Source organism: Pseudoalteromonas sp. 19-MNA-CIBAN-0066 (assembly GCF_040308705.1).
In the GTDB taxonomy this organism is placed as follows: Bacteria; Pseudomonadota; Gammaproteobacteria; order Enterobacterales; family Alteromonadaceae; genus Pseudoalteromonas; species Pseudoalteromonas nigrifaciens.
In genome coordinates this window covers 194950-207114 of sequence record NZ_JBEONZ010000001.1, presented here as the reverse complement: position 1 = coordinate 207114, position 12165 = coordinate 194950, and the positions used below count along the sequence as shown (strand labels likewise).

Annotated in this window: 13 protein-coding genes; 1 reads left to right on the top strand and 12 read right to left on the bottom strand. The window is 39.6% G+C overall.

Going from position 1 to position 12165, the window contains the following annotated elements; translation table 11 throughout:
• Positions 1 to 48: 48 nt before the first annotated feature.
• The 12 genes from AAEZ18_RS00940 to rppH form a co-directional block, all read right to left on the bottom strand.
• The gene (locus tag AAEZ18_RS00940) at positions 49 to 708 is read right to left on the bottom strand and encodes a FlgO family outer membrane protein (protein ID WP_193038488.1); all 660 of its coding nucleotides are present in this window, start codon (positions 706 to 708) and stop codon (positions 49 to 51) included.
• A gap of 11 nt (positions 709 to 719) precedes the next feature.
• A complete protein-coding gene (locus tag AAEZ18_RS00935; RefSeq protein WP_011327450.1) occupies positions 720 to 1412 on the bottom strand; it encodes a FlgO family outer membrane protein in 693 nt (230 codons plus the stop codon).
• A 13-nt stretch (positions 1413 to 1425) separates the two neighbouring features.
• Positions 1426 to 2019: a FlgO family outer membrane protein gene (locus AAEZ18_RS00930; RefSeq protein ID WP_089367860.1), complete on the bottom strand. Its 594-nt coding sequence runs from the start codon at positions 2017 to 2019 to the stop codon at positions 1426 to 1428.
• Between the two features lie 51 nt (positions 2020 to 2070).
• Positions 2071 to 2724: an SPOR domain-containing protein gene (locus tag AAEZ18_RS00925; protein ID WP_350594259.1), complete on the bottom strand. Its 654-nt coding sequence runs from the start codon at positions 2722 to 2724 to the stop codon at positions 2071 to 2073.
• A 179-nt stretch (positions 2725 to 2903) separates the two neighbouring features.
• Positions 2904 to 3515: an SPOR domain-containing protein gene (locus AAEZ18_RS00920; RefSeq protein ID WP_350594260.1), complete on the bottom strand. Its 612-nt coding sequence runs from the start codon at positions 3513 to 3515 to the stop codon at positions 2904 to 2906.
• 125 nt (positions 3516 to 3640) lie between these two features.
• Complete coding sequence (locus AAEZ18_RS00915) at positions 3641 to 4318, bottom strand: SPOR domain-containing protein (RefSeq protein ID WP_350594263.1); 678 nt, start codon at positions 4316 to 4318, stop codon at positions 3641 to 3643.
• Positions 4319 to 4637: 319 nt separating this feature from the next.
• Positions 4638 to 5516, bottom strand: coding sequence for a UTP--glucose-1-phosphate uridylyltransferase GalU (gene galU, locus AAEZ18_RS00910; protein ID WP_011327445.1), 879 nt, complete (start codon positions 5514 to 5516; stop codon positions 4638 to 4640).
• Between the two features lie 23 nt (positions 5517 to 5539).
• Positions 5540 to 6391, bottom strand: coding sequence for a thymidylate synthase (locus AAEZ18_RS00905; RefSeq protein WP_011327444.1), 852 nt, complete (start codon positions 6389 to 6391; stop codon positions 5540 to 5542).
• A 10-nt stretch (positions 6392 to 6401) separates the two neighbouring features.
• Entirely contained in the window at positions 6402 to 7205 is an 804-nt protein-coding gene (gene lgt / locus AAEZ18_RS00900) for a prolipoprotein diacylglyceryl transferase (RefSeq protein ID WP_089367854.1), read from the bottom strand.
• A gap of 12 nt (positions 7206 to 7217) precedes the next feature.
• The gene (locus AAEZ18_RS00895; protein ID WP_089367853.1) at positions 7218 to 8027 is read right to left on the bottom strand and encodes a sulfite exporter TauE/SafE family protein; all 810 of its coding nucleotides are present in this window, start codon (positions 8025 to 8027) and stop codon (positions 7218 to 7220) included.
• A 67-nt stretch (positions 8028 to 8094) separates the two neighbouring features.
• Positions 8095 to 10359, bottom strand: coding sequence for a phosphoenolpyruvate--protein phosphotransferase (gene ptsP, locus AAEZ18_RS00890; RefSeq protein ID WP_089367852.1), 2265 nt, complete (start codon positions 10357 to 10359; stop codon positions 8095 to 8097).
• A 19-nt stretch (positions 10360 to 10378) separates the two neighbouring features.
• Entirely contained in the window at positions 10379 to 10897 is a 519-nt protein-coding gene (rppH, locus tag AAEZ18_RS00885; protein ID WP_008111786.1) for an RNA pyrophosphohydrolase, read from the bottom strand.
• A gap of 426 nt (positions 10898 to 11323) precedes the next feature.
• Between rppH and mutH the strand changes: the two genes are divergently transcribed.
• Entirely contained in the window at positions 11324 to 11995 is a 672-nt protein-coding gene (gene mutH / locus AAEZ18_RS00880) for a DNA mismatch repair endonuclease MutH (RefSeq protein ID WP_350594266.1), read from the top strand.
• Positions 11996 to 12165 lie beyond the last annotated feature (170 nt).

Here is a 12165-nt window from a genome sequence, read left to right as displayed (position 1 = left end):
CTAAAATTATAACGGCATTGTCTTTTTTGGATCAAGTGCAAACTGAGTTTAATTACTTGATAAGTAGATATCTTCTTTGTTTAAAACGTATATTGGTATAAATTTTCGGCTACTAGCAACGACTTGTTTATTATTTACGTTTATAACTCGGGTATTCACTGTAACGCCATTAGCGCGGTATATTAACGTACCACCGAGTACATGGCTTGCCATATGCTTTTTGCTAAGGTTTTTTATGTCTCGTGAAAAAACAAAGTCGCCACGGCGATTTACGTTTATTGCATCACTCGTTTTAAAATCAACCACCCCATAACCAAACTTTTGTAGTTGATGAATGAGTGTTTCTGATATTTGGTTACCCAGCTGGTTGCTGTTATTTAGGGTGGCATCTAAATCGACTATGCTTGTCACCGCTATATTTATGCTCTCATCAAGCTCACTACCAGACTCTAAGGTGTCGACTAAATCAAGCGCCATTTGCTCTACATAATTAACCAAGGTTTTATGATGTTTTAACGGCATAAATTGTCGCGACGAGTCGTATTCGCTCTGCGTTTGTAGCCCTTGTGCATGCTCATAACGAGCATTCACATCAAAATGAGTGTCTGCATTATTAGTTTTAACCTGCTTATTATTACCCGCAGTAGAGCACCCTGCTAATCCTAGCAGGATAAATAATGCGGTAACGCTATTTAATTTGTAACCCATTATTGCCTCGCTCATTTACTGGCTTGTTTAAGCATAATGCCATCGGTTCTGTAGCTACTATTAAGTGCATCAACCACTGACTGAGGAATAAAGCCTTGCGCTGTTCCTACTACGGCTTTACTAGCTAAGCCAATAATACGTGCATTTACAAGCACACCACCTTGATGGCTTACTAAAGTACCGGCTAAAACATAGTTAAAGTTTTGATCTTGGTTTAGTTCAAGGTAGTCGCGGCTAAATACAAAGTCGCCGCTTGGGGTTACGCGCATATAATCGGTAGTTTTAAAGTCGATAACAGGTATGCCAAAGCTGTGTAGTTCATGCATGAAACTTTCGGCAATTTGATTTCCTAACAAACTTGCGTCGTTGTAATCATCATCTAAAAACACAAAACTTGAAACGGCCAGTGGAGTTTTTTCGTTCACATATTGTAGGTTTTCTACCATGCTTTGCATTATGCCACGCACATAATGATTAATGTTTTTACGTGATGGCGTGCTCGATTTTGAATAATTAGTATGTTGCCCTAACCCCGACTGATATACCTGATTGTCGGTCATTGGGGCTGCCACTGCACGCTCGCCATTAGCCAATTGTACTGAGTTGTTTTGATTTTTTTGTGTGGTGTCTGAGTTCATGCCTGTTAGCATTTGTGAGCACCCAAAGCCCAATGGCAAACATAATGTAAGTAATAGCTTTTTCATTTTGTGCTCCTAATTAGTATTCGCTGCGATATAAGTTATTATCGCGTTGCTGAACTTTTTCACTGCCCCACATTACATTAATCGGGATTTCGGTACTGCCAGCTGATAAAACGTGTTTATTATTAATATTAACCAATCGGGCATTAACAATGTAAGCATGTTGCTGGCGCGTAACTGTGCCGGTAATAATTAAGTCAATATTCTGACGTTCGCGCAGTTTAGTTATATCTCTGCTAAGCGCGCTGTCGGCGTTAGATGCTAAATTTATATTATTACTTAAACGGTACTCAACGGTGTTATATCCCAATTGAGTGAATTGTGTTAGCAGGCTTTCTTGAATTTGCTGGCTTAAACCTTCAGCTTGGCCGCTGGGAAGCTTTGAATCTAGCGCGTTTGCGTAATAAAAGCTGCTTACCCCAATGCGAGAGTTACCGCTTAAAGGCCCTTTAAAGTGACTAAGCTGATAAGTTAAGTTATTTACGTAGTCGTTAACCGTATAAGGTGCCATGGTTGCTATACGCGCAGGCGTGCTCACACTTGGCTCAGGCTGTGGTGTTAAGCTACATGCTGCTAAGTTTACTAATAATAACGGTAATAAAAGACGCATAGTTGCCATCCTCAAAAAACATGACAATAACAAAGCAATTACTATGCCTATTTATAATTTTAATGGTTGTTCTGTGTAATTACTAACAATACAACCCACTTGATGCTGCTTTAGTATATCGCAATCTGCCGTTGCATTTTTTTGAAGTTTATAAGCGCCAATTTTTAAGCGATAAAAAGTAACCCCTTTAACCTTTGCGGTTTCTACGTTGGCAATAAATGGGCTTGCTAATAGTTTTGTAGCCTTAGATTTCACTTCATTATAACTTTGGGTTAATCGTATCCAATCGGTAACCGATGCGACCTGCAGGGCAAACAATGGCTGTATTACTTTAGGTTGTACGGTTGCTTTGGCTTGCACATTAACAGCCTCTTCTGGCGCTGTAGTGTCTTGATTTAGGTTGCTCCCCTCTTGCTTTAGATTACTTTGTGTTGTCGACTCTCGTTGCGCTACTTCATTTAATTGGCTAATAAGTAACTTTAAATCGTGTTCAATAACAAGCAAACGTCTAACGCCTGCTTTGGCTTGTTGCCATTGTTGAGATGATGCTCTTAATTGCGCTAATTCTTCTGCCGAAATAGTAACCTCATTACTAACCTTATTTGTGGTAGTAACATTGTGTTGAGCCTCTTTAACTTTACTACTGCATCCACAAAGTACAATTAGGCTAATACTTAACAATCTCATTAGCTGTTGTTTTATCATATTATTTGCCTTTTAAATTTTTACTTGGCTATTAAATTAGCATTGAACTTACAAACTGCATTGCTGGGTTTTAACTGCTGTATTAATTTTAGCTCGACTTATAGGTATGTGTTAGCACACAGGTAAATTGAGTTTCAACGTTATAACTAATCAGCTTTAAATACCTAAAACATACTTCGCTAAATTTTTTGGGTGTAATTGCCCACAAAACAAGCTACTTGCTGCTGTATTAAGGTTTTACAATCGCTTTGTGCTGCAGCTTTATTTTTATAAGAGCCTAGCTTTAATCGATACAAAGTAACTTTGTTAGCTACTACAGGCTCGATATTAACGACTGTTTTAGTATGTATTATGTTTGGGGCTTTTAACTTTAATTGCGCTAATGCGCTATGAAGTGCGGGCTCATTTTTAAAAGCACCGACTTGTATAGAAAATAATGCTGGGGATTTATCTAACCGAGTATTTAAATTAAATATTGTTTCTTTAGGTTCGCTTAAGGAGGTTTCTGACTGCTCTATTTGTTGCGTAAGAGTGGCTGTTAGCTGCGTTAATTTTTGTTCTAGCTGGCTTATTTTGTCAATATTAGTTTGAGCATTTTTCCACTGCTTTGCAGAATCTTGTAGTAAAACTAAATCTGTTTTTTTAATAAGTATACTTTGCGGCGCATTTACTGCGCCTTGTTTTACAGGCGGTTCTGCGCTTTCATTTTGCTTAGTTGTATTGCATGCACTTATAACTAATGACAATCCTAGTATTAGTGTAATGCGCTTAAAGTTCCATTTTAAAAGCATTAGGGTTATTAACCTTTTTTGTTTATTTTTTTATAATTAATTTATAAAAAGCAGCTTAGGTAAGCTGCATATTCTATTGATAAATAAAGCATAAGCAACTTTATATTTAAAGCTAGTTGGTATAACTACAGCTTTACCGGTTTATCTGTGTAGTTACTTACTATGCAGTCGAGTTTATAAAGTTTAAACACGTTGCAATCGGCTTGGGCATTTTTAAAGCTTTGATACACGCCTAACTTTAATCGATAGTAGGTTTTATTATTAACATTTGCTGTTTCAACATTGGTGCGAATTTTATCTCTAAATAACGGCGCAGCTTGCTCATTGAGTTCTTGCCATGCTTTAACTAAGCCTTTTTCGGAATCGAGCGACGCAACTTGCAATGCAAAAACGTGCTTTGGGGTGTTTAATTTTACCGTTGGCTTTGTATTATAAGCTGGTTTAATTGCTTGCTGAGCTTTACTTGAGTAGCGTTGTTTGCGCGTGGGGCGATTATATTGGTTGTGATTTTTTTGATTAGACTGCGCAATTGCTTTGCTATTTATAATATCTATATGGTTTACCAAATAGGTAATATCTTTTTCTAGCTTTAAAAGTCGTTCAATCCCAGAGCGGGCTTGCTGCCATTGCATTGCAGCATCTTTTAATTGCGCCAGCTCTAATGCAGTAATAGACACATATTCAGGCGAGTCGTTTATTGGCTCTGCTAATAGCGTTTTGTTGGGCGCAGTTGCACAAGCAGTGCTAAACAAGAGTATAAGCAAACTCAATATTAAAGTATTATTTTTTTTATATTTAAACATGCATTCGCTGCCCTGAAAGTAGTGTAAGTACACTTACATTTCAGTTAAACATTCTTATAAGTAAGCGTTTAACTTTATTAATTGTGCTTGGATATATAACTGAGTTTATTTTATATCAATGATTACTGAAGCAATTAATGTACTTTTTAGCTTAGTAGTCAACAAATCAAACAGTAATTAACACAAATGTTACATTATATTTTGCAGCGTGTCTGCAGTTATAATGTTTTTATCGCCAAAGACTACGATATTAACGACTATAAAACAAAAAAGACGCCATATAGGCGTCTTTTAGTTACTTTTATAAAAAGTAGGTATGTTAAATTAATGTTTTAATAAACGTTTTTAACTCGTCAGCAAATTCTTCACGACGCAGTGCAAACTCAATAGTTGCTTTAAGATAACCAATTTTACTACCACAATCGTGGCTGCGCCCTTTAATTGCGTATGCATCAACAGTTTCGTGCTGCATTAGCATGGCAATAGCGTCAGTAAGCTGAATTTCGTTACCAGCTCCTTGCGGGGTTTTAGCGAGTAATGGCCAAATATTTTTACTTAATACATAGCGCCCTACTACTGCAAGGTTTGATGGTGCTTCGTTAACTGGTGGCTTTTCTACCATGTTATGAATTGGCGAACTTTCGCCTTGTTTTAGCTCAACACTGCCTAAGTCAACAACACCAAATTGATCAACTTCAGCCATTGGAACTGGCTCTACCATTATTTGGCTATGTTGAGTTTGCTCAAAGCGGCTGATCATTTCGGCCAAGTTATCTTTACTAAGATCGCTTTCCATATCATCAATTATTACATCGGGTAAAATAACCACAAATGGTTCGTTACCTATAATTGGCGCTGCACAGTTAATTGCATGCCCTAGGCCTTTGGCCTCGCCTTGGCGTACTTGAATAATGGTTACATCTTTAGGACAAATAGACTGTATTTCGGCAAGTAGCTGTCGTTTTACTCGTTTTTCTAGTGTGGCTTCAAGCTCAAAACTGGTGTCGAAGTGGTTTTCGATTGAGTTTTTACTTGAATGCGTTACCAGTACTATTTCTTTAATACCTGCGGCAACGGCTTCGTTAACTACGTACTGAATTAGTGGACGGTCAACAACCGGCAGCATTTCTTTTGGAATTGCTTTGGTGGCTGGTAACATGCGTGTTCCGAGGCCCGCTACGGGGATCACTGCTTTCATGGTGTTTTCCTTAATCTGTTTTGTTATACCGAAAATGGGTATTGAATAGCTTCGTGACACTCATAACCTGTCACTTCAAAGTCATCGCGTGTTACCCAGGTTTCTATATCGTTTAGTGATTTAATGTTTGGATTAATTTTTAACTGCGGCGATGCAAATGGCTCGCGTTTTAACTGCACATCGCGCATTAGCTCAAGCTGGTTTTCATAAATATGCGCGTTGGTAATTTTATGATACGCCTTACCCGCTTTATGCCCAGTAATTTGCGCCACTAATGCCAGTAATACAAAACACTGAATTTGATTAAAATTAAGCCCTAGCGGTACGTCGCAGCTACGCTGAATTGACGTTAAATAAAGTGTGTCACCTAATAATGAAAACGTGTGGGTGTGCATACACGGGCGTAAACAGCCAAGCTCAAATTCGCCTGGGTTATAAAAACTAATTATTTCACCGCGATCGTCTATACCATTTTTTAAGTTATTAATTACTTTTGCTAGTTGGTCTAGCGTTGAGCCATCTGGGCGCTGCCAAGCACGCCCTTGTACGCCATAAACACGGCCCATGTCGTCCTCACCTTTACGGTGCGGATTATTAAGCCAAGCGCTATTTTCGTTTGCGTTTGCATCCCAGGTTTTACAGCCTATTTCGCGAAACTGTGCCGCGCTATCGTAGCCACGCAAGTAACCGAGTAATTCGGCAATAGCTGCTTTGTAATAGCTTTTACGAGTGGTGATCATAGGAAACTGATTATTCGCCACATCGTATTCTAAATCGGCGTTGATCACGGTTAAACAGCGTGTGCCCGTACGTTTGTTTTCTACCCACTGGCCTTCATCAACAATACGCTGACATAATTGTAAATATTGTTTCATGGTATTTATTCTAACCCTTTACCGCTGTTTTTTGTGGTGCTTGCTTATAAGCCCAAATTAATAAGCCTAACCCGCCTACTATCATAGGCAGCGAGAGTATTTGCCCCATCGAGATAAAATCAGCAAATAAACCCAGCTGTGCATCTGGTTGGCGAAAGTACTCAATACAAAATCTAAATGTGCCGTAACCTAGTAAAAATACACCCGCTACACTACCAGCAGGGCGAGGCTTTTTAATAAACCACTGTAAAATTAAAAATAATACTAAGCCTTCAAAAAATGCTTCGTATAGCTGCGATGGATGGCGTGCTAACGGCCCGCCGGTTGGAAATACCATAGCCCATGGTACATCGCTTACTCGACCCCAAAGCTCACCATTTATAAAGTTACCTATACGTCCAGCTAATAAACCTACCGGTACAAGCGGTGCAACAAAGTCGCCTACTTGCAGTATTGACTTTTTACGTGTCCAAGCAAAAATAACAACCGCGGTTATCACTCCTAAGGTGCCACCATGAAACGACATTCCACCTTGATCTATCCTGAACAAATATAGTGGGTTTTCTATAAAATAGCTAAATTGATAAAATAATACATAACCAATACGCCCACCAAGAATTACCCCTAGCATGCCGTAAAATAGGAAGTCGCCTACTTGGTCTTTAGTCCAACCTGAATTTGGTTTTGCCGCTTGGCGATTTGCAAACCACATTGCAAATGCAAAACCTATTAAATACATTAATCCGTACCAACGTACACTCAGTGGCCCGACAGAAAATATGATCGGATCGATTACAGGAAATTCCAGTGCCATAAAAATAAACCTTTAGCTAAAAACCATTTTAATTGCGATGATAACAAGTAACACCGCGAAAACTTTCTTTATTGTATTAACCGGTAAATAGTGGGTTGCTTTAGCGCCAATAGGCGCTATAAACCACGAGGTAATTACAATCCCAAATAATGCGGGTAAGTATACAAACCCTGCAAAACCGTGTTCTAAATCGGTAACCTGCCATCCGGCACTGATATAACCAATAGAGCCAAAAAAGGCGATAACAATTCCGCATGCTGCAGCGCAGCCTATGGCCTTTTTAATATCAACCGAAAAATAATGCAGTAAAGGCACTATTAGTGCGCCACCACCTATACCTATTAATCCAGATAGTGCCCCCATAATGGCGCATAAGCTGCCTAGAATAGGACCCGACGGTAAAGGTTTTTCTGACAAAGGTTTATTGCGAGCTGATAACACCATTCTTAAAGCAATAAATACCACGCTTACAGCAAATACTGTGCGTAATATTTGCTCGGGTATTAAGCTTGCAGCAAAGCCACTAATTAGCGCGCCAACAGCTACGCCCGACATAACCCAAGGTGCAATAACCCAAGGCACGTTATCATTTTTATGATGAGCCAGCGCTGAAGATGTAGAGGTAAACAAAATAGAAGCAAGCGATGTTGCAATGGCAATAACTAATACGTTTTCAACAGCCGTTACATTAAAAGCGAGTAATAAGGCACTTAATACGGGAACAATAATTAAGCCACCACCAATTCCGAGTAATCCGGCTAAAAATCCGACAACACAGCCTAGTAGCGCGCAACTTGCAACCAATAATCCTAGATCATACATAGTTATCCCATATACCTTTTATTATGCGCGTATCTTAATGGATTCTGATTACAGTTAACACGAGAATTTATTTTGGGGTGTAAAATAAGTTGCCTAACTCATGCTCTATCATAAAGCTGCGAGTTAAACGCAATACTTGCTTAGCCGACGATTGCGCTAAGCACTCTTTAAGTAATGCTTCCATTTCGCTGACATGTAAGCGCCTAAGCACCCATTTAACTTTATTTAATGATGATAAGTTCATACTTAAACGACGATACCCCATGGCAATAAGTAATATTGCGCCTTCAGGATCGCCGCCAAGCTCGCCGCATAAACTAAACGGTAGCTCGTATTGCTGGCACTCACGAGCCACATTATTTAACACTCTGAGCACTGCAGGGTGATACGGGTTAAACAGTTCTGCAACCCGCGCGTTTGATCTGTCTACAGCGAGCAGGTATTGCGTTAAATCGTTACTGCCCACTGAGCAAAAATCGACTTTTTTAGACCAGTCTGCCAGCATAAATACACTCGACGGTACTTCAAGCATAATACCTATATCGGGTCGTTCAATTGTTTGCTCTGGGTATTGCTCGTTCAGCTCAAAATACGCTTGCTCAAAAAGAGCTAATGATTCGTCTACTTCTTCTGTACCACTTATCATCGGCAGCATTATTTTTAAATTACCTAAGCCTATATTTGCTTTAAGCATGGCTTTGAGCTGATCTAAAAATAGCTCAGGGTGATCTAAACTAATACGAATACCGCGCCAACCTAAAAAGGGATTTTCTTCGGTAATATTAAAATAATCGAGAACTTTATCGCCACCAATATCTAACGTTCGCATTACTACCGGATTAGGGTAATAACTATTAAGTACTTCTCGGTACCAGGTTTCTTGCTCTGATTGCGATGGAAACTGCCCTTTTTGCATAAACCAGGCTTCGGTGCGGTACAAGCCAACGCCGTCACAAATATGGGCACTGTTTTGCTGCGTGTTTAACTCCAGCCCCGCATTGAGTAGTAAACTTATGTGTTCACCATCAAGGGTGACCGCTGTAAAGTTTTGCTCGGCTAAAAAACGATTATTAAGTAAGTTGTCTTGGTGCTGTAATTCTGTGTATTCATCAATTAGCATTTGCGATGGGGAAATATATAACCGCCCCGAAAACGCATCCAAAATCATTGGTTTACTATTTAATTGCAGTAATGGAATATCTTCGATGCCCCAAATAGCAGGCACGCCCATAGCACGGGTTAATATTGACGCATGACTGTTTGCCGAGCCATTTATGCTCACCACCCCCACTAAACGATCGTTAGGCACCTCAGCCAGCATGGCTGGAGTAAGTGTATGCGCTATAAGTATGGTATTGGGTGGATAATCTTTTATTGCGAATTCGGTATTAACAAGGTGGTGCAACACTCGCAGGCCAATGTCTTTAACATCAACCGCGCGCTCTTTTATGTATGGGTCTTGCATGGCATTAAACTGAGCGATTAAACGCTCAATTACTATTTTTAAGGCGCTTTTTGCACACCAACCTTGTTGCAACTCCATCTCAACGTTATGACCTAAGCTTTTAGCATCGAGTAATTGCTGATAAACATCAAAAACAGCCAAAGCCTCATGCGGAATAGAATCACTTAGTGTCATTGATAGTGTATTAAATTCTTTTCGGGTTGCCGCTACGGCTTGGGTAAATAAGCGTCGTTGCTCATTTACATCGCTTTCTTTTTCAAGCTCAATTGATTTAAAGTTAACTTTAGGAATAACTACAAATGCATGGCCAATACTAATACCCGGAGCACTCGACACCCCTTTTAATACCGAGGTTTGATGAGAAGACTCATCTTGACGCAATACTTCTTTTATTTCAGCATGCGCTAATTGTGAGGCAAGTTGCGCCGACAAAGTAATTAAAAACGATTCTTCATCTTGGCTAAATACACGCGCCATTTTTTGTTGTACTACAATAACGCCCAGTACTTTTTTTTGATGCACCACAGGCACAGACAAAAATGCGTTATAGCCTTCTTCGTTTACTTCTGGGGAGAGCTTAAAGCGAGGATGAGATTTGGCAAAGGCAATATTAATTGCCTCCTCGCGCTGTGCCACCAGCCCTACTAGGCCTTCGGTAAAACCAATTCTAAACTTACCCACCGCATCGGGGTTTAACCCTTCGGTGGCCATAAGTACAAAGTTATCTTGGCTGTAGTCAGCAAAATAAATAGAGCAGCACTGGGTTTGCATGGCTTCTTTAACCATTGTCACAAAGCACGCTAAAGCACTGTCTAAATTCGCTTGTTGCGAAACCGACTCTGCAATAGACCTAAGTGTTGCCAGCATGTCCTGCTCCTTTAATTTACTACCTTTTATTTCGCCAATGATCTTTTTGCTGTTCGCGTTTATTAAAAGGCATAGCAAAAGGAGCAAACTCTTTCATTACACGCCGATAAACATCGCGTTTAAACGACACCACCTGCCTTACCGGATACCAATAACTTACCCAGCGCCAATCATCAAATTCAGGATGGTGGGTTTTAAGTAAATTTACATCCTCATCTTTACAGCGTAGTTTTAGTAAAAACCATTTTTGTTTTTGCCCAATACATACCGGACTTGAGTCACGGCGTATTAATCGTTTGGGTAACTTATAGCGTAACCAATGTTTAGAACTTGCGACTATCTCTACATCTTCTGGTCGCAAGCCTACTTCTTCGTGTAATTCGCGGTACATGGTTTGTTCTGGCGTTTCACCATCGTCAACACCGCCTTGGGGAAATTGCCAAGAATGTTGACCATAACGTCTAGCCCAAAACACTTGTCCTTGGTTATTGCAAATTACAATTCCGACATTGGCACGAAAACCTTCGGCATCAATCACCTTAGTGCCTCATTTGTAAGTCGATTTTTAATGATTGTTCCACATTACCTGCTTTACGGCAAACAATATTGGAATATTTACTGTGGTTACTCACAGCTTGTGCATAACTTTTGTAAAACACGCTCATTTAGCAAACAAATCCACAATATAAGATCGCAAAACTGGATTTCTCCACAGATTCTGTGGATAAACATGTTTATATATGTGTACTCATTCAAACAACCTTAGTGTCACTTAATGAAAACTGAACAGTTTATTTTTAAATTTCATTATAATTCATGGGCTTATATTTATTTAACTGTTTATTAAAGTGTGCGAAATTGCACCAAACCCAAGGTGCACAAAAAACACTCAAAGGCAAAGATATCCACGGCTGGACTGATTTGCTATCATGGCGATGGTATTTATTCAACTTAAATAAACAGTATGCGACCTATAAAACCACATTCAATTAATGACTTAATGCAGCGTGTTAATAATATTGCTGGGCTTACCCTTGGCCAATTAGCCAATGAGTATAACTTTAAAACGCCTGACGATTTACTCCGTGAAAAAGGCTGGACGGGGCAATTAATTGAATATGTATTAGGCGCAACTGCTGGCTCAAAACCACTGCCCGATTTTGAAGATTTAGGAATTGAGCTAAAAACACTGCCAATTTCTTATAAAGGCAAGCCGCTAGAAACCACCTTTGTGTCGGTAACCCCACTCATTAACGTTACTGGCATGACCTGGCACGCATGCAGCGTGCGTAAAAAACTAAACCATGTACTTTGGTTGCCTATACTCAGCGAGCGCGACATAGCCCCGTTTGATAGGATCATCGGCAGCGGCTTTTTATGGCAACCCACACCTGAGCAAGACGCTTTACTGCAACGCGATTGGGAAGAACAAATGGAGCTTATTGCGCTAGGGCGTATTGATGAAATATCGGGGCATTTAGGTGACGCAATTCAAATTCGCCCTAAAGCCGCGCACAGTAAAATAGTAACCGATGCTATTGGCCCTAATGGTAAAATTATTAAAACCCTGCCCCGTGGCTTTTATTTAAAAACCAGCTTTACCGGCGAGATTTTAAAACAGCAGTTTCAACTTTAATTTGTACAAATAGAAGTAAATTAGGGCGGCATAAAATTTAACTTGAGGCGACAACTAACTTGAAAAACTCCGTTGTGAGTAAATCATTTAAAATTTTTGCACAAAGAGAAAAAATGAGAGTAAATGAGCAGTGACAAGACACATTATTTAGTCTTTTTAGCTTCTCTAAA